We start from the raw sequence: 18,635 nt of genomic DNA, 5'->3' as shown, positions 1-18,635 counted from the left end.
CTTTATGCCTCATTATTTGCAAGCCAAATTTCAAAATTTAACAGCGACCAAATCAACAGCCTACGGTTACCGTGGCCATTAATATGTTCATTCACCATATCCTGAACTGCTGATCGATCTAGGAAATCCCATACACGGGCATTATTAATCATCAATGTTCGCTTTACGAAATCGATACTCTCACCCTTGAACCAGCTTGCATCGGGTGCAGAAAACCCTTGCTTTTCCGCGGTTGTAATATCGCCAGGAATATACTTCTGCATAACGTCGCGAATAATCTGCTTACCATCTTTTGTTTTTTCGAAATACTTCCCAGTTTTATTCCCGGTTTCATTTTCGTTTATCCGCACAACATCAGCCAGATTATTGAGCTTCAAATGAACTGGGCATCGCATTGCAAAATCGACAAGATCATTATCGAGAAATGGAACACGACTTTCCAGAGAGTGCGCCATAGACAGCTTGTCTTCAACAACCAACAACCCATGTAGGAATGTTTTTGCCTCAAAGTACAAAGAATGATTGATGTAGTCCTCGGGAGTTTTCAACTCGTTTTTATGATTTTTAAAAACATCGCGGAAAATATCACGTGTCCAGACGTGTTCAACGTCCTTCCAAATCGGCGCAAAAACCTGCTTTAGCTGGCTGTTCGGAATCAAACGCTGCCAGAACATATAATATTTGTCCGTGTAATCCATGAAGTTGTCATTGACCACGGCACGGTAATATCGCCAGGGGTATCCGCCAAATAATTCATCGCCACCAGCACCGCTCAAAACAACTTTCACAAATTTTGAAGCCAGTTGCGCAGCGTAATAGTTCGGATAGCTTTGCCCGACACGCGGCTCCTCCAAATGCCAGGCCAGTTTTGACATACATCGTTCCATGTCACCTGCTTTTAAAACCATCTCATAATGTTCGGTTTTAAATTTGTAGGACATGAATTCGGCACGAGCGCGTTCATCATACGCAAGCTCGATACCAGATGCGGAGTTCAAGTCAAAACCGCACGTGAATGTTTTGACATATGGGTATTCTTTGGCCGCAATCGCAGTGATTGAACCAGAATCCATACCACCACTGAGGTAACAGCCCAGCTCAACATCTGTCATCAATTGACGTTTTACCGCCTGCTGGAACAAACGGTCCAGCTCCTCGCGATATTCATCATCGCTGGCTGGGTTTTCCGGCTCGCTAAAATGAAAATCCCAATATTGCGTTATTTGCAATTCGGGATCCCTTTTCTTCATATCGACGATTGCGTAATGACCAGCGGGCAAAATCTTAACATCTTGCAACAACGTCTGATCTGTAAAGATGTTCTGGAATGTAAAATATTCCAGCAAGGCCGGTTTGTTCAAATGGCGCTGAAACTCTTTATGCGCAGCAATTGCCTTCTGTTCCGATCCAAAGGCAAGCATATCGCCCTGACGCGCATAATAAATTGGTTTCACACCAAAACGATCACGGGCTAACAACAATGTTTTTTCTTTACGATCCCATAACGCAAAGGCGAACATACCATTGAGACGCTCCAGCGCCTTTACACCCCATTCCGCGTAGGCATAGAGCAAAACTTCGGTGTCAGTTTTCGAACGGAACCAATAACCCTTAGCCTCAAGTTCGGCACGCAACTCCATAAAGTTATAAATTTCGCCGTTAAATGAAATCACATAACGGTGATCGACGGACACCATTGGCTGGTGTCCAGCAGGAGACAGATCAATAATGGCCAGGCGGCGATGGCCAAGACCAATATTCTCCTCAACCCACTGCCCTTCTCCATCCGGGCCACGATGCGAAATAATATCCGTCATACGTTTGATGGCTACCGGAGAAACCGGTGTTTTATCGAGATAGAGCAGCCCCGCAACACCGCACATAATTACGCCACCGATTTCAATGTTGCGACGACATAGTGGTAATCTTCTTCCGTCATCCGGTTGTGAAGCGGGATCGCCATTGTGTTATCATTGCAATCTTGCGCGCCCGGGAAATTTTCCGGTTTCAGATTAAAACGATCACGGTAATATCCCAACATGTGAACAGCATGCGTGCCTGGACGCGTCGCAATTCCCGCGTCCATTAAATATTGCATGATGTCATTGCGCGGACGTGGTGCCTTGGATGCATCAACATAGGTCACATAGGCTTGCCAGCCATGGCGGCAGGCATTATCCGCCTTCGGCGTACGCAGCCACGGAATATCAAGCAAGGCATTATGATAAAAATCAGCCCAACGTGCGCGCTCGTCGATGAATTTGTCCAATTTAGATAGCTGAACAATCCCGACCGCACCCTGCAGATCAGTCATACGATAGTTATAGCCCAATAGATTAAAGTCGGGCAGCAAATAGGGCCGCGGGCCACGGTGACGTTGTTCTTCGGAAACTGACGCACCATGGTTACGCATCTGATCCATAATCTCTGCCAAGGCAGAGTCATTGGTTGTCACCATTCCCCCCTCACCGGTTGTAACCGATTTGCGCGGATGAAATGAGAAGATACCAACGTCCCCAAGGCTGCCTGCGGGGCTCCCTTTCCAATCAGAACCCGCGGCACAGGCTGCGTCTTCAACAATTTTCACATGCGCCGGTAACGCCGCACGCAGAGCATCAATATCCACACAACGGCCAAACAGGTGGACGGCAATCACAGCCTTGGTCTTATCCGTCACCTTCGATGCAATCTGGGCAATATCCAGATTGTATGTTTGTGGATCAACATCAACAAAAACGGGAGTGGCATTGCAATACAAAACGACGTTGGCGGTCGCCACCCATGTAAAAGCGGGAACGATAACCTCGTCACCCGGGCCAATGCCCAGCCCGGCCAGCGCCAGATGCAAACCCGTTGTACAGGATGTAACCGCCAAAGCGTGCTGAACCTGATGGCGCTTGGCAAAGGCTTTTTCAAAGGCCGCAACCTTTGGCCCCTGCGTCAACCAACCCGTCATCAAAGGTTCACGCGCAGCTTGCCATTCCTCTTCTCCTGTCAGAGGAAGAGAGATAGCAATATTCCGTTTTTGCTGGGTCATGATAATTAATCCACCCCGTTGGCTTTGCGCCAATCGATCAGACGTTGAATACCCTCACGCAGTTCAATTTTGTAATTAAACCCAAGATCATTGGCGGCTTTTTTCGGGCAACCAATCCGGTTTTGTACCATGCGGCGGGCATCGTCGGCACTGTACGGGTTGTATTGGATTTTCAGCGGAGAATCTTTCATCTCCAAAATCAAATTGCACAAGTCGCCAATTGTGGTTTGAACACCCGTCCCAACATTGTAGAACTGGTCCGTAGCATCGGACTGCAAAGCCAGAACGTTGCATCGGGCAACATCGTACACAGACACAAAATCATAAGCCTGCGTTCCATCGCCATTGATCGTCGGCTGTTCATTCGCAGCAATTTTGTTCAACAGAATTGGAATCACACCAGTATAGGCCGCCGTTTGATCCTGGTGGGGACCATAAACGTTCATATAACGCAGCCCAACAAAACTCAGACCATAACGGTCATGGAAAGCGTGGCACATGGCCTCGCCGGAAATTTTCGTCGCACCGTAAAAATTCCGGTTGTTGAATGGATGCTCCTCGGTCATCGGGACCTGCAAGGCATCGCCATAAACAGAGGCGGACGAGGAATACACCAGACGTTCAACTTTATGTTTAACACAGGCTTCCAGAACATTGAACGTTCCTTCGATGTTGACCGTGAAAGCCGTGCGCGGGAAATCCTTGCAGTGGAGTAGCCACATGGCCGCCGTATGCACAACGCCATGAACACCCTGCATCGCATGATCGAGAACATCAACATCGCGGATGTCACCCCCATTCGGGTACAACGTACAACGCGGATCCTGAAGATATTCCTCGATGTTGCTGAGTTTACCGCGAGCGAAGTTATCGTAAATTACGACTTCGGCTACATCGGTTTTCAGTAACTCTGCCACGACGTGCGAGCCGATAAACCCGGCCCCGCCAATCACTAGAATTTTTTTCCCTTTAATGTTCATTTTTTGCTCCTTTTGGGTAAATTTTTGCACGCTACCGCCGTTTGGGTGAATCGCATTCACCCAAAGGCTTGTATTTTTTTAGAATGGCCTTCGCGCTTTTACGCGTTGGCCGGAACAACCTCATGTCGCGACACAATCGCGCGCACTTCGCGTCCCAAAATCTGCAACATCAACATGATGCGATCCCGGTCCGCAATTTTTAAAATCGTTCCGATATAGTCCTCGAAAGGTCCCTGTGCAATACGTACGACGTTGCCTTCGCGCATTCCATCATCCACAGGAATAGTGCGTCCATCATCGACTGCACGATTACGGAGCGCCTCAATAAACCCAGGGGCAATCGTTTGCGGCTTATTGTTCTGGCAAAGAATGTTACGCACACCAAACGTGCCGTTGATGGCGCGCCACGGTTGCTCATTAATATCCATACGGACGAACATATATCCCGGAAACAATGGCCGCTGTACATTTTCAACTCGGCGGGCATGGCGACGAATTTTCTTTATGCACGGCAACCACACATCATACCCCTGACGGCGCAAATGTGTTTCCGCACGAAATTCCTGATTAGGCTGGGTTTGAATCACGAACCAATTGCTCATGCCGCGCGTCCCTCATCATGAGCGCGGATCAATTCATCACGATCGGGCGTAATACGCAGCAAGGCAGGCCACAGAATGGATACGTCCGGGTACGTCCGACGTAAATGTTCAAACGAATCCTGCGGATTGGTTGCATCGGTCATGACGATGGCATCGACATCATGGCCGCCTAGATCGCGAACGACACGCACACCCGAAACATCACTACGTTCCGTCACGGGATCAAGAATGATAAGGTTTTTAACATCCTGACCCAGCGTCGATAAAATGGCAATTTCTGCCAGTTCGCCTGCACCAGCCAGCGCAAAACAGCCCTTGCCCTGACGCAGGGATGTTTCAAAAATATCGGCATATTGCGCACGCGCCTGACGCAGAAAATCAATTGAGGATTCCAGATATGCCGCAACCAAACGGCTTTTTTCACTGAACCCTTGCGGTGTCAGATAGTACGCATAGCGCTTGTAAGGCGCGCGACGTACCTTGACATACCCTTTACCCACGGCCCGTTTCAGCAAGGCATTGATCAACCCAACCGAAACACCAATGCGTTGTTTCAGGGTCATCTGGGTTACAACCTCCCCACGCTCAATCGCGGTCAGGAAGTCCAACTCGGCTTTCAATTTCATATGCTCGGACATGGCTACGCCATCGCCTTTTCACTGAATAAAACCGGGGGTTAAATCGGTGGGCATACTACGCCCCACTGGAGGCGGGTTCAACAATATTCACACTGTGAATTTAGACCATCCCCACCCCGAAACCAGCTCCATCTATAGATTATGTAAATATTGACGCCGACGGAATTTCAAGGCTTTATCAGGGGATTAGGGCCCGCTGAAAAGGATCAAGGCAAAATGGAAAAGATCGATGTTTTGATTATCGGTGCCGGCGTGGTGGGATTGGCCGCGGGGCGCGCCCTGAGCCTTGCCGGGCGAGAAGTAATTGTGGCCGAATCTGAAGCTATGATCGGGTCCGTCACCAGCGCCAGAAATTCTGGCGTTATCCATGCCGGAATCTATTACCCCACCGGATCAAACAAAGCCCGGCTGTGCGTACGAGGCAAAGACCTACTCTACACCTATGCCCGTGACCGGCATGTCCCGTATAAAAATTGCGGCAAGATGATCGTTGCCTGCATCCCCGAAGATTTCGCCAAGATTGAAACCATCTGTGATCGCGCCAAGGCCAATGGCGTTCATGATTTAACACCGGTTACACGCGATGAAGCCTTGGCGATGGAGCCGGAACTGGACTGCCTTGGCGGCGTCCTATCACCGTCCACCGGCATTATAGACATCCATATTTTGATGCAGGAATTTCAGGCCGATATCGAAAACAATGGCGGCTTTGTCGCCTTGCGCAATGGTATCACTGGTGGACACGTGACAGCAGCTGGAATTATCATTGAGCTACAAGACGCTGAACCCATTCTGGCAAAAACAGTCATCAATGCCGCAGGACTGTCCGCCCAATCTGTCGCACGTATGATTGTTGGCCTGGATCAAAACACAATCCCGCCGCGCTACGTGGCAAAGGGGAATTATTTTTCTGTCTCTGGCGCAGCACCATTCTCACGATTGGTTTATCCTGTACCCGTCCCCGGCGGACTTGGTGCGCATTTCACAATGAACATTGCAGGTGAGAGCCAGTTTGGCCCCGATGTTGAATGGCTGGATACCGATGCCAATCATTTCAACTATACGGTTGATCCGTCCCGCGAACCGAACTTCAGGGAGTCCGTCCGCCGTTATTGGCCAGGCGTAATGGATCGTGAATTGATCCCGTCTTATGCCGGAATTCGTCCCAAACTGGCTGGCCCCGGCCAACCGGATGGTGACTTTGTTATTCAAGGACCTGATGTACATGGCGTTGCCGGATTGATCAATCTATACGGTATTGAAAGCCCGGGACTGACATCTTGCATGGCGATCGCCGAAGATGTCGCGAAACTTTTAAACCAATAAAAAAAGGAACCCTTCAGCTCCTTTACGACCTCATTTTTAAATGGTCGGGGCGACAAGATTTGCGTACCCGCGGCCCTGCGCTATCGCTCCGGGCTGAACTTCGCTTACTTGATTGTCGCAAGTTCAAATCTTTGGAGAGGCCTGTCTTTTAAATGGTCGGGGCGACAAGATTTGAACTTGCGACCCCTTGCACCCCATGCAAGTGCGCTACCAGGCTGCGCCACGCCCCGACATTTAAAAACAGGTGATTTCTATAGCTCGAATAGAGAGGAAAGGCAAATCCGAATGCGGGTTTGCCTTGGGTTTTGGTTGGATTATTCGCCTTTGCCTTCTGGGCGGATCAGATCGCGGAGGTCGCGCAGATCACCCAGCATGGCTTCCAGAATGGCGCGCTGTTTGTCTGTCATCGGCGGAACCGGGCGACCAACGGCCGGTTGGGCGACCGCCTGCGCAGCAGGAGCCGCGGATGCTTGGGCAACGACCTTGGCTTCCGGGCGAACGGCTTCGTTGGCCGGGGCGGATACTTTTGCCGCCGGGGCCTTTTCAGCCGCACCAGTCAGTTCGGCCGCAATCTGCGCGCGCCCCTGACCTTTCAGAAGTTTCTGCACACCCTTGATCGTGTAGCCTTCGGTATAGAGAAGGTTATGGATGTGTTTCAGCAACACGACATCTTCCGGGCGATAGTAACGGCGGCCACCACCGCGTTTCAGCGGTTTTACTTGCGTAAACTTGGTTTCCCAGAAGCGCAGGACGTGTTGTTGCACGCCCAGCTCGTCCGCCACTTCGCTGATGGTTCGGAATGCGCCCGCAGCCTTGTTGGCCGATGCTTTTGCATCGCCGCCAACGCTGGCCTTCGCCGTTTGCGCAACAGGAGCCGCCGGTGCGGTGGCCCCGGTTGCCTCGATTGCGGTAGCGTTAAAATCGGCTGCTTTCTGCGGCGCGGTTCCAGTCATGTCCATCATTCCTGTGTTTTAAGAATACGCTTGGTTATTCCATTCAAGGCCGGCTTCATGCCCCCTTGTTAATCCGATCTTTCAGCACGTGCGAAGCGCGGAAGACCAGCACCTTGCGCGGCAGGATTGGAACCTCAACACCCGTTTTCGGGTTGCGGCCAATCCGCTCGCCCTTCTCCCGAATGGAGAAGCTGCCGAAGGAGGAAATTTTCACATTCGCGCCATCGACCAAGTTTTTGGAGATTTCTTCCAGCACTGCCTCGACCAGATCGGCCGATTCATTGCGGGACAAACCCACTTGTTCATAGACGGCTTCCGCCAGATCTGCGCGCGTAATAGTACGACCGGTCATCGCAACCTCTTTTGCTTTTGGAGTAAGACAACGATACAGCCCCACCCCACGCAGGTCAACTGGCGTCAACCGGGTTTGGGGCGAAAAACTGATTCAATTCAAAGGGTAACAGGATTTTGTTAAATCAGGGTTACGGTCACAAAAGGCCCGATTCCCGCCAGAATTAGCCCCCATCCACCCCCAAAACAGGGCCACACGGAGCCCAGAGGGAAGCCTGTGGATATCTTACATCCGGATCAGGGCCGCGCCCCAGGTCAGACCCGCCCCAAGGGCTTCCAGCATCACCAATTGCCCCGGCTTGATTCGGCCATCGGCCATGCCTTCGGCCAGCGCCAGCGGGATAGAGGCGGCGGAGGTGTTGCCGTGGCGGTCCACGGTCACGATGACCTGATCCATGCCAACGCCCAGTTTCTTGGCCGCGCCTTCCAGAATGCGGATATTGGCCTGGTGCGGGACCAGCCAGTCGATTTGATCCGCCGTCACCTTGTTATTCTCTAAAACGTCACGCACGGCCCCGGCCATTTTATCGACAGCATGGCGGAACACTTCGCGCCCTTCCATGACGATAAAGCCCGCATCACGGGTGGAGGACACACCGCCCGATGTTTTCAAAATGTCGCAATGGTTGCCATCGGCGTACAAATGCGTGGACAAAATCCCGCGGTCCGCCGCCGTGCCGGTTCCGCCATCATGCGCTTCCAGAACCACAGCCCCTGCCCCATCACCGAACAGGACACACGTCGTGCGGTCTTCCCAATTCAAAATGGATGACATTTTTTCCGCACCAACAACCAGCATGCGGCGGGCATGGCCCGTGCGCATCATGCTGTCGGCCACGCTGAGGGCATAGAGAAAACCAGAGCATACAGCCTGCACATCAAAGGTCGGGCCGTGCTTACACCCCAACGCCGCCTGAACCTTGACCGCGACGGACGGGAACGTCGTATCCGGCGTGGATGTCGCAACGATAACGCCGTCAATATCCGCCCCGCTCAGTTCCGCATTGATCAACGCTTCGCGTGCGGCCTTGATGGCCAAATCGGCTGCGGTTTCATCATCCGCCGCAATATGACGTTCACGGATACCGCTGCGCTGAACAATCCATTCATCGGACGTATCGACGATTTTTTCCAGATCGGCGTTGGTCATCACCCGTTCAGGGAGATAGGCACCACAGCTGCGAATAACGGAACGAACGGTCATTGAATCACTTTCATCAGGAAATGGCTTGCGCACTGACGGACGAAATGAACGCTTCCTGATTCATCAGCTGTTCAATTTCATAGGCGACGCGACGATTAAATCCGTTTTCGACCAGACCCGCCGCAACGCGAATGGCGTTGGCAAAACCAATTTCATCCATACCGCCATGGCTTTTGATGCACACGCCATCCAGCCCCAGGAACATGCCGCCATTATAAAACCGCGGGTCGAGGGATTTTTTCAAACGCTTCAGCGCCGGCATAGCCAACATGCCGCCCAACATCGCCAGCGGCGATGATTTGAATGCGCGTTTGGTGTAATCGCTGGACATCTTTGCCACGCCCTCGGCCACCTTTAACGCGACATTGCCGGTGAACCCATCGGTCACAACCACATCAACGGTGCCATAGGCAATATCATTGCCCTCAACAAAACCATGATATCGGCCGGGCAATTGCACGTTCGACAAAATCGACGCCGCACCGCGCACATGTTCGTGGCCCTTCATATCTTCGGACCCGACATTCAAAATACCAAAGGTCGGATTTTCAATGCCCATGACCACGCGGGCATAGACGGTGCCCAGAACGGCAAACTGCACCAGCAATTCCGCATCACATGCAATATTCGCCCCCAGATCTAGAACTAACGTACGGCCGCGCATGGTCGGGAAAACGCTGGCGATCGCGGGGCGCGTAATGCCGGGCAGGCTTTTTAAAATCAGTTTCGACATCGCCATCAAGGCACCGGTGTTACCAGCGGACACAACACTGCCCGCATCCCCGTTCTTCACCGCTTCGATCGCCAGACGCATGCTGGAATCCTTGCCGGACCGCACGGCGGCGGACGGCTTCTCATCATTCGCGATCATTTTTTCAGTGTGGTGGACGGTACAAACGCGGCACAGGTCCGGATAACGACTTAACACCGGATTGATGCGGCGTTCATCACCGAAGATGGCGAAATGGACGCCGGGTAAATCCGCGCGGGCCAGTTCCGCCGCCGGAATAACAACATCGGGACCGAAATCCCCACCCATGGCATCGAGAGCAATGGTTTGTCTGGTGGACACGCCATTCTATCCTTTTGTTGGAAACGCTAATCAGCGCAGATCATAGACGCGAAAAACGGGGAGTAAAAGCCCCCCGTTATCTTTATCCCTTTGATATAAAGGATTGTTTCGTCACCGAAACCAGACGGAATTAACCGCGCGGATCGATAACCTGCTTGCCCTTGTACGTACCGGACTTCAGGTCAATGTGGTGACGGCGCTTCGGTTCGCCCGACGTCGCATCTTCCACCCAGTTGGTGGTGGTCAGCGCGTGGTGGGAACGGCGCATGCCGCGCTTGGACGGGCTGGTTTTTTTCTTAGGAACTGCCATTTCAAACCCCTCAACTTGGGTAAATTCTGAGATCTCGGTTATTCGAGGTCCGTTGAATACTGGAAAATCCGGGCACCTGCAAGCAAAAACAATCAGAAACGCGGATATTCCTAATAAATATCATTTACATAACACCAAAAGCCTCACCCTCTCCCAATGGGAGCGGGCGCTTTGCTTTATTCACCATCCCCGTCATTCCGTCCTTTAAGCTTCTTCAGGGCCTCGAACGGATTACGGCGCAGGGGTGATTCGACCACGGCGCCTTCCGGCACAACGGTCACGCCGGGGATTTTGTCGGGAACGGCCCCCTCAATCTGCGGGTACGGATCAAGACCCAGGGACAAATATTGCCCAACCAAATCCCCCAGGTCGATTTTGCCATTCACCATCGGTTCCGGGTCTTCGCGTTCTTCCATCATCTGGATTTCGGCATCGACACCGCGGCCCTGCCGTTCATGGCGGGCTTTGTCCAGCGAGATGTATTTTTCGCGGTCGGCGTACCACGCCTCAAAATCTTCCAGAATGTGGGAATGGATCGGGGCGTGCGACACAACGCATTCCTGCGTCACATCGGCTTTCAGCGTGCCCTGAACATGCACCACGGCCTTGTTATGGCTGGAGCGTGTAATATCGATTTCAGCGCTCAGCGCGCCGATGGCTGGAATATCCATCCGTGCGGCCAACGCCGCACGATCTTTCTCGCTCGCTTCAATCGAATAATGCACCGGCCCCAGACCGATGGCATCGGTATCAACAACAAAAGACCAGCCCGGCTGTTCGGCTTGCGCCGTACTGCGTTTTTTCATTTACTCTAACTCCGTATTGGAACAATCAGGCGACGGCCTGATCCGTTTTTTGCGGCTCGACAATCGGCGCGCGTTGTTTAATGCCCGCGCCCGGTACCGGGGCCCATTCAATGTCCCCCTGCATCAAACGATCCGGGTTCATGGTGTTCAGGGCCGCGACCTGATTGCGGATATAATCGCCCATAATGGTCAGGTTGGTCGGATCAACCGTTCCCGTCACCGTGCCATAGAGATTGCGCATCAACGCCTCATCCAGCGAGGCATTATCAATACCGGCCTGATAGGCATGCATGCGGCCATTAAAAGCCTTCATCATGCGGCGGACATGTTTGCCCACGCTGAGGTCGCCAACGCCCATTTCGCGGACCGAACGGTCCATATCGACGAACATCACGTCATACAGGGCCTGGGCCAGTTCGCGCCCCCCCTGCCCCTGTTTGTTCAGGGCGTTGATGACGCAGAAACTATGCAAAAGGATCATGTCAAACCGGCCATCAACCGTGTCCGGCACGCCAAAGCGTTCATAGAAAAAGGGATTTCGCGACCGCACGACCACCCCGGTATAGAGGCGTTCCGCCGTCTGGCGTTGTGGACTGGGTTGCTTTCTGAACCATGAGAACATTGTATCCGATCCCTTTAACCATTATAAATCAAGTCTGTTCACATATTTATATAACATCCGTTGGGATGAAGACCATGAAAAAAGCACCGCTGTTCCAATCCGTCGCCCTCACCGCCTTGGCCCTTGTTTTTACTGGGATTCTGGCCGCTGGCTGCACGCCAACCGTGGCCGTGCGCGGCAATATTGTTGAGGATTACCGCCTGGCCGAAGTCCAGCCCGGCGTCCACACCCGCAGTGACGTGATGCGCCTGCTCGGCTCCCCCACCACGGAAGGGACGTTTGATCCGAACACCTGGTACTATCTGGGCCAGAAAACGGAAAAGCGCGGCATTCTGGACCCGGAAGTTATTGAAGAAAAGATTGTCGTGGTCGAATTTGACGATATGGGCGTGGTGCAAACCGTCAACAATGTTGACCCGAACCGCCAGAATATTCCGTACGTTCGTGAAAAAACCCAGACATCGGGTAACGAAATGACCGCCTTGCAACAGATGATGGGCAACCTTGGCCGGTTTAACAGCGCGGGTTCCCAGGCTGGCGGAAATTAACCGCGGTTCAGTCGCGGCGGCGTGACGTAATTCTGATTCACAAACACACCCACCAATTCGACATGGGTGGACCACAAAAACTGGTCCACCACGCGCAGGTGCGTCAACGTAAACCCGGCATCTTTCAAAATCGCGCCATCCCGCGCAAAGGTCGCGGGGTTGCATGATACACTGACCACCGTGCGCACATTGGCACCGGCGATTTCACGCGTCTGATCCTTGGCCCCAACACGTGGCGGATCAATCACAACCGCGTCAAAATCTTTCAATTCTTTGGCGTTCAGTGGATCTTCAACCAAATCACGATGGGATGTATCCAGAACGCCACCCAAAGTGGACGCCGTGCGCGCCAGCGCATCAATCGCCGGACGCCACCCCTCCACCGCCGTGACATGACGTTTATCGCGCAACAAAGCCAGCGCGAACGTGCCGCATCCGGCATACAGATCGATAATATTCTTTGCATCACCGACACCGGATAAAACCACCTCGGTCAACGCGGCCTGACCATCTTCGGTCGCCTGCAAAAACGCGCCGGGTGATGGGCGCACCATGTGGTCGCCCAACGTCACGGTAAAGGGCGCGCGATCGGCCACGGGGGTCAAATCATCCGGCTTGTCAAAACCATCCTGCCAATGAATACGGGCGATATCGTGTTCGTTGGCGAAATCGTACAGCGCCTCCAGAATGGCGAGGCTCGGCCCGTCCATCTGCTTTTGTTTCAGCTTCGGTTCTTTTTTGTTTCGGGCCTGGCGATTTTTCTGCGCATGCTTGTTCTGCGTTTTCTTCCACGGGCGGAAGACCAGATCAACCGCGTCGCCGTCGCCGGTCATCATGGTGATATCCATGCCATGACCGGATTCCAGCAAGGTCAGCCCCAGCGTGCGCAAGGCCGGGACCAGCGCAACAAGACGCGGCTTTAACACCAGGCAGGTTTGCAAATCAACAATCGATCGGCTCCGCCGTTCATTAAATCCAGTCAGTACACGCGCACCCGACCGATACATGGCCATGGTCGCCCGACGGCGTGTGCCCGGCGCACTGATGAACGGGCCATCCATCGTTTCGGGTTCCAACCCATGTTGGGCCAGCGCACGATGCACGGCATCCATTTTGAAATTGGAATAAGATTGTTGATCCATATGCTGGATCACGCACCCGCCGCAGCGATCATAATGCGGGCATGGTGCAGCAATGCGGTTGGGCGCGGCCTCTAAAACCTCGTCCACGGCACAGAACACGCCATCGGGCTTTTCGTCCTGCACCCGCGCCCGCACGGTTTCCCCGGCCAGAACACCGGATACAAACGCCCGCCGCCCGTCAGGAAGCGTCCCAACGCCGTCCCCTTGGCCGCCGAGAGAATCGATTTTGATGTCGTATGTTTTTGTATTTGTGCTCATGGCCGGGGTTATACAGGAAAGTGACGCACTCAGCCATATTTGTCATCACCCATAAAAAAGCCCCCGTTTCCGGGGGCTTTTTCTTTGATTTCTGCGGCTTATTAAACGCCAGCCACGAATTTCGCAACGATAGCGACCAACAGAATGGCCACGATGTTCGCGATTTTGATCAGCGGGTTGACCGCCGGGCCGGCTGTATCCTTGTACGGATCGCCAACGGTGTCGCCGGTAACCGCAGCCTTGTGAGCTTCGGACCCTTTGCCACCGTAGTTGCCTTCTTCGATGAACTTCTTCGCGTTGTCCCATGCGCCACCACCCGAGGTCATCGAGATAGCAACGAACAGACCGGTCACGATCGTACCCATCAGCATGGCGCCGAGCGATTGGAATGCCGGGGTCAGATCGCCGCTGATCAAGTACACAACAACGAACAGAACAACCGGAGCCAAAATCGGCAGCAATGACGGAACCATCATTTCCTTGATCGCGGCTTTGGTCAGCAGGTCAACGGCGCGGCCATATTCCGGCTTGCCTGTGCCTTCCATGATACCGGCGATTTCGCGGAACTGACGACGCACTTCGACAACAACGCTACCAGCCGCACGGCCAACAGCAGTCATCGACATGGCACCGAACAGGTATGGCAACAAACCACCCACGAACAGACCAATCACAACGTACGGGTCTTGCAGCGGGAAGGTGATGCCAGCCAGATCCGGCAAATAGTGCTTGATCTCTTCCGTATAGGCAGCGAACAGCACCAGAGCAGCCAGACCAGCGGAACCGATGGCATAACCCTTGGTCACGGCTTTCGTCGTGTTACCAACAGCATCCAACGCATCCGTCGTCACGCGAACGTTATCCGGCAGTTTGGACATTTCGGCGATACCACCGGCGTTATCCGTTACCGGGCCATAGGCATCCAGCGCAACGATCATACCAGCCAGTGACAGCATGGTGGTCGCAGCGATAGAAATACCAAACAGACCAGCAAAGTGGAACGCAACCCAGATGCCCAGGCAGATGACAATCACCGGCAGAGCGGTGGCTTCCATCGATACGGCCAGACCTTGGATCACGTTCGTGCCGTGGCCTGTTTCCGACGCCTTGGCAACCGAACGAACCGGACGGAACGCGGTGGAGGTGTAGTATTCAGTAATCCACACCAACAAGCCCGTAACGCCCAGACCAGTCAGAACGCACCAGAACAGGTTCATCACCGTCATGGTTTCGCCATTGGCCATTGCAACGTCTTGCACCAGGCCGGATTTGAAGAACAGAACCCCGATCATAATGACCGACAGGATACCCGTCCAAACCAGACCACGGTACAATGCACCCATGATGTTCGTGCTGCCGTTTTTCAAACGAACGAAGAACGTTCCGATGATCGACGCAACAATGCACAACCCACCGATCATCAGCGGCAGCATCATCATGTGACGGGCAACATCTTCGGCGAAGACGCTGGCAGCAATCAGCATGGTGGCCACAACGGTCACGGCATAGGTTTCGAACAAGTCAGCGGCCATACCAGCGCAATCGCCCACGTTGTCACCAACGTTGTCGGCGATAACGGCCGGGTTCCGCGGGTCATCCTCGGGGATGCCGGCTTCGACTTTACCAACCAGGTCGGCACCAACGTCCGCACCCTTGGTAAATATCCCGCCGCCCAAACGCGCGAAGATCGAGATCAGCGAAGCACCGAAGCCCAAACCGACCAAGCCCTCCAGCATCGGACGCAGAGCCGTGCCGTTATGATCCAGATACCAAGTGTACAATGTCACACCCAGCAGACCCAGACCAACAACCAGCAGACCCGTGATTGCGCCAGCGCGGAACGAAACACCCAGTGCCTCGTTCAGGCCCACGGTCGCGGCTTGCGCCGTACGCACGTTGGCACGAACAGAAACGTTCATACCGATGTAACCAGCAACGCCCGACAGGACAGCACCAATCACGAAGCCAATACCGACATGCATGCCCAGCAAGAACGTCAGCAAGGCCGCAACAACAACACCGACGACACCAATCGTCGTGTATTGACGGTTCAAATAGGCAGCAGCACCTTCTTGAATCGCGGATGCAATTTGTTGCATCCGTTCGTTCCCGGCACTCATCGCCATAACTTTGCGTGTGGCATAAGCACCGTAAATCAGTGCCAACGCGCCGCAACACGCAATCGCGAGATAGATATTCACCATTCCAGATCCCCTTATGGTTCAGGTTCTTTAGTGTTTTTACTTATTAAGTGACCTGCTCTTAATTCCTTAAAAGCGCGAGAAAATTGCACAATTCACAACACAGGCGCAAGGGGTGCGCCCGTGCAGTGCCATAAATAGATGTGTGCAATCGCAGTGCAACATGAAAAAAGGCCCGGAAACCGGGCCTTTGAATATTCCTATAATTCTATGCTGCGGATGCTCAGTAAACGCTTACATGCTGCGCTGCTGAATCACCTGGATCAGGACGTCGTTCACACCCTCTTCGCCCAACACTTTGTGGCTGACGCGGGTCAGGCGGTTTTTCAGTGGCCCCACTTGCAACACGCCGCCATTCATCACGGCTTCGTGGCTCAACACACCATACATGTCTTGAATGAATGCGTCTTTCAAACGCGGGGCCAGATGTTCGGCATTCTTCATCGCGATCTCATCCGGAACTTCCAGAACGATCACCATGCTCAACACTTGGGACACGCCGTTTTTCGTGACCACCGGCAGGATCAGCGGATCAAGTTCAACAAACTTGCTCTCAACAGCTTTGCCGTGACCTTTCTTCTTTGCCTCTTTCGGCGCATGGGCAATCTCACCCGATGCGTCCACCGCTGCTTGCGCAGGCTTCGCAAAGTAGAAGTAGGCACCGGCACCGCCGCCGCCCAGCAAAATAAGCGCAAAGATGATAATCAGAAGAGGCTTCATTATTCCCCAAACCCGGTAGATAGTCCCCAAAACTCGAACGCATCAACCCGGCACACAACCCCGTGCGCCACGTCGACCCCATGGTTTAGAGTACCCCCAATTCGCTAACATTAGGTTAGAGTCATATTACATTTTATGTAATTTTTATGGGTTTCTGCCAAACCCTATCCCTAGGAACATACTGATAAAGAATGGTTTTTTTATCTTGCCTCGCAAAACGCTACGGCTACCCCATCCCTCCCGCCTTAAAGTTTTTAATATTTTTCTCAGGAAAGACTGATTTTGGACAAATTCCCTACCCCCGGCTTGGCGGCTTCTATATAAGTCCCGGCCATGAGCAAGCGCATTATTCTCCTGACCGGGGCGGCCGGGTTTGTCGGCCATCATTTTGTCGAACACATCCTGAAAAATACCGATGACACGATTATCGGTGTGGATGCGCTGACCTATGCCGGATCGCTGGAGCGTCTGCGCGATATTCAGATTGATCCATTCAATCATCCACGCTTCCGTTATCTGGGATATGATTTCCGCCAACCGGCCGGACAAAATCTGGTTCGCGAATTGCGCGATGTCACACACATCCTGCATCTGGGCGCGGAATCACATGTTGATCATTCCATTTCAGATCCGCTGCGCTTCGTTGAATCGAATGTGTTGGGCACGACGAACATTCTGAATCTTGCACGCGGTTTGCCGAATCTCGAACTCTTCGTTTATTTCTCAACGGATGAAGTGTTTGGCCCCGTTCCGCTGGATGGCGACATGCACGGCCACAGCGAACTGGATCGACACAATCCGAAAAACCCCTACGCCGCCAGCAAAAGCGCGGGCGAACAGATGGTTGTGTCATTTGCCAACACCTATGGCTTGCCCTGCATCATCACGCGGCAAATGAATATTTTTGGCGAACGGCAACACCCGGAAAAATTTATTCCGAAAGTCGTGCGGTCCGTGATGGATGGCAGCATCGTGCCCATTCACGCAACACCCGATAAAACACGCGCAGGCAAGCGGCATTATATTCACGCCCGCAACGTCGCCGATGCGCATATGTTCCTGTTGAATAAAAAACCATGGGCCGGAACCAACCCGCGCGATGTCGAGGCGTATCACATCGTCGGCGAACAAGAGGTCGACAACCTGACCCTCGCTCGCATGATTGCCGACAATGTCGTTGCCTTAACCGGCGCGGGCGCGCTCAACCACGAAATGGTCGATTTCCATTCCAGCCGCCCGGGGCATGATTTGCGCTATGCGCTGGATGGATCAAAGATGCGGGACCTCGGCTGGGCCCCGCCACTGATGTTTGCGGATTCGTTGAAAAAGACGATTGGCTGGTCGCTGAATCGCCGCGAATGGCTGACGCTTAACGAAGCGCTTTAAACAGCTTGTCCAGAACGCCGTTCACCAGCCGGGCTTCGCCCTGCTCGTAAAACGCGTGGGTGACGTCCAGATAATCGCTGATGATCACCGGACCGTCGACATCCGGGCTGTCCGCCATTTCATAGGCCCCGCACAGCATGATGGCATGCAGCAGCGGTTCCTTCGGCTTGTCCGTAACCGGGCGGCCGCTGGCGTTCGCGATATAAGATTCCATTTCGTTCAGGCGGTCATACACGCCGTTCACAATCGTCGTGAACATCATGCCGTCGGGCATCACCATATCCTGACCATCCACGGTTTGCCCAAAACGGTGCAACCGGAATTCATCAATCACCGCGCGGGCGGATTGATCGTTGGTCATGATTTGATACACGGCCTGCACCGCGGCCAATCGTGCGGCGGACGCACGGGCTTTGGGAGAACCTTCGGATTTTTTCGATGATGCTTCTGTACTCATGATGCGGCGGACCATATCGTTA

General features: G+C 53.3%; 19 protein-coding genes and 1 tRNA gene. 3 read left to right on the top strand and 17 right to left on the bottom strand.

The genetic code is table 11. From position 1 onward, the window contains the following. Positions 1-2 precede the first annotated feature (2 nt). From asnB to A11S_RS04615, 5 genes are all read right to left on the bottom strand, one after another. Complete coding sequence (gene asnB, locus A11S_RS04635) at positions 3-1,883, bottom strand: asparagine synthase (glutamine-hydrolyzing) (protein WP_015467337.1); 1,881 nt, start codon at positions 1,881-1,883, stop codon at positions 3-5. A gap of 2 nt (positions 1,884-1,885) precedes the next feature. Continuing rightward, positions 1,886-3,037: a DegT/DnrJ/EryC1/StrS family aminotransferase gene (locus A11S_RS04630; protein ID WP_015467336.1), complete on the bottom strand. Its 1,152-nt coding sequence runs from the start codon at positions 3,035-3,037 to the stop codon at positions 1,886-1,888. Between the two features lie 5 nt (positions 3,038-3,042). Further along, the gene (locus A11S_RS04625) at positions 3,043-4,017 is read right to left on the bottom strand and encodes an NAD-dependent epimerase/dehydratase family protein (RefSeq protein ID WP_015467335.1); all 975 of its coding nucleotides are present in this window, start codon (positions 4,015-4,017) and stop codon (positions 3,043-3,045) included. Between the two features lie 98 nt (positions 4,018-4,115). Continuing rightward, the gene (gene nusG / locus A11S_RS04620) at positions 4,116-4,619 is read right to left on the bottom strand and encodes a transcription termination/antitermination protein NusG (RefSeq protein WP_015467334.1); all 504 of its coding nucleotides are present in this window, start codon (positions 4,617-4,619) and stop codon (positions 4,116-4,118) included. Continuing rightward, complete coding sequence (locus tag A11S_RS04615; RefSeq protein ID WP_015467333.1) at positions 4,616-5,257, bottom strand: helix-turn-helix domain-containing protein; 642 nt, start codon at positions 5,255-5,257, stop codon at positions 4,616-4,618. The genes nusG and A11S_RS04615 overlap by 4 nt, the downstream gene beginning before the upstream one ends. Positions 5,258-5,473: 216 nt before the next feature. Here A11S_RS04615 and A11S_RS04610 point away from each other — a divergent pair, with 216 nt between their 5' ends. Then, a complete protein-coding gene (locus A11S_RS04610) occupies positions 5,474-6,583 on the top strand; it encodes an NAD(P)/FAD-dependent oxidoreductase (RefSeq protein ID WP_015467332.1) in 1,110 nt (369 codons plus the stop codon). A 153-nt stretch (positions 6,584-6,736) separates the two neighbouring features. Here the strand turns inward: A11S_RS04610 and A11S_RS04605 are convergent. The 8 genes from A11S_RS04605 to A11S_RS04570 all read right to left on the bottom strand — a co-directional run bounded on the left by A11S_RS04605 (position 6,737) and on the right by A11S_RS04570 (position 11,901). Beyond that, positions 6,737-6,813, bottom strand: a tRNA-Pro gene (locus tag A11S_RS04605). Between the two features lie 84 nt (positions 6,814-6,897). Beyond that, positions 6,898-7,536 carry a MerR family transcriptional regulator gene (locus A11S_RS04600; protein ID WP_148285102.1) on the bottom strand — a complete coding sequence of 213 codons (639 nt, stop codon included), beginning with the start codon at positions 7,534-7,536 and terminating at the stop codon, positions 6,898-6,900. A gap of 55 nt (positions 7,537-7,591) precedes the next feature. Continuing rightward, positions 7,592-7,888, bottom strand: coding sequence for an integration host factor subunit alpha (locus tag A11S_RS04595; protein ID WP_014102554.1), 297 nt, complete (start codon positions 7,886-7,888; stop codon positions 7,592-7,594). A 225-nt stretch (positions 7,889-8,113) separates the two neighbouring features. Beyond that, entirely contained in the window at positions 8,114-9,091 is a 978-nt protein-coding gene (locus A11S_RS04590; RefSeq protein ID WP_015467330.1) for a beta-ketoacyl-ACP synthase III, read from the bottom strand. 13 nt (positions 9,092-9,104) lie between these two features. Beyond that, complete coding sequence (plsX, locus tag A11S_RS04585; RefSeq protein WP_015467329.1) at positions 9,105-10,163, bottom strand: phosphate acyltransferase PlsX; 1,059 nt, start codon at positions 10,161-10,163, stop codon at positions 9,105-9,107. Positions 10,164-10,293: 130 nt separating this feature from the next. Next, positions 10,294-10,473 carry a 50S ribosomal protein L32 gene (gene rpmF / locus A11S_RS04580; RefSeq protein ID WP_014102551.1) on the bottom strand — a complete coding sequence of 60 codons (180 nt, stop codon included), beginning with the start codon at positions 10,471-10,473 and terminating at the stop codon, positions 10,294-10,296. A gap of 176 nt (positions 10,474-10,649) precedes the next feature. Continuing rightward, positions 10,650-11,279, bottom strand: coding sequence for a YceD family protein (locus A11S_RS04575; protein WP_015467328.1), 630 nt, complete (start codon positions 11,277-11,279; stop codon positions 10,650-10,652). A gap of 25 nt (positions 11,280-11,304) precedes the next feature. After that, the gene (locus tag A11S_RS04570) at positions 11,305-11,901 is read right to left on the bottom strand and encodes a ubiquinol-cytochrome C chaperone family protein (RefSeq protein ID WP_041802466.1); all 597 of its coding nucleotides are present in this window, start codon (positions 11,899-11,901) and stop codon (positions 11,305-11,307) included. Between the two features lie 74 nt (positions 11,902-11,975). Here A11S_RS04570 and A11S_RS04565 point away from each other — a divergent pair, with 74 nt between their 5' ends. Beyond that, entirely contained in the window at positions 11,976-12,449 is a 474-nt protein-coding gene (locus A11S_RS04565; protein ID WP_015467326.1) for an outer membrane protein assembly factor BamE, read from the top strand. Here the strand turns inward: A11S_RS04565 and A11S_RS04560 are convergent. From A11S_RS04560 to A11S_RS04550, 3 genes are all read right to left on the bottom strand, one after another. Further along, on the bottom strand, positions 12,446-13,849 hold the full coding sequence (locus tag A11S_RS04560) for a class I SAM-dependent RNA methyltransferase (RefSeq protein ID WP_015467325.1): 1,404 nt from the start codon (positions 13,847-13,849) through the stop codon (positions 12,446-12,448). The genes A11S_RS04565 and A11S_RS04560 overlap by 4 nt on opposite strands. 101 nt (positions 13,850-13,950) lie before the next feature. After that, entirely contained in the window at positions 13,951-16,053 is a 2,103-nt protein-coding gene (locus tag A11S_RS04555) for a sodium-translocating pyrophosphatase (RefSeq protein ID WP_015467324.1), read from the bottom strand. A gap of 231 nt (positions 16,054-16,284) precedes the next feature. Further along, positions 16,285-16,770 (bottom strand): hypothetical protein, encoded by a 486-nt coding sequence (locus A11S_RS04550; RefSeq protein ID WP_015467323.1) that lies wholly within the window; start codon positions 16,768-16,770, stop codon positions 16,285-16,287. Positions 16,771-17,103: 333 nt separating this feature from the next. Here A11S_RS04550 and A11S_RS04545 point away from each other — a divergent pair, with 333 nt between their 5' ends. After that, the gene (locus tag A11S_RS04545; RefSeq protein WP_015467322.1) at positions 17,104-18,156 is read left to right on the top strand and encodes a dTDP-glucose 4,6-dehydratase; all 1,053 of its coding nucleotides are present in this window, start codon (positions 17,104-17,106) and stop codon (positions 18,154-18,156) included. On the opposite strand, the gene A11S_RS04540 is transcribed toward A11S_RS04545, so the two are convergent. Beyond that, a complete protein-coding gene (locus A11S_RS04540) occupies positions 18,140-18,613 on the bottom strand; it encodes a transcription antitermination protein NusB (RefSeq protein ID WP_235068239.1) in 474 nt (157 codons plus the stop codon). The genes A11S_RS04545 and A11S_RS04540 overlap by 17 nt on opposite strands. Between the last annotated feature and the right edge of the window lie 22 nt (positions 18,614-18,635).

The sequence above is a fragment of the Micavibrio aeruginosavorus EPB genome (assembly GCF_000348745.1).
Classification (GTDB): domain Bacteria; phylum Pseudomonadota; class Alphaproteobacteria; order Micavibrionales; family Micavibrionaceae; genus Micavibrio; species Micavibrio aeruginosavorus_A.
Note: the sequence above shows the minus strand (reverse complement) of the source record. Positions and strands in the feature narration are given on the sequence as shown.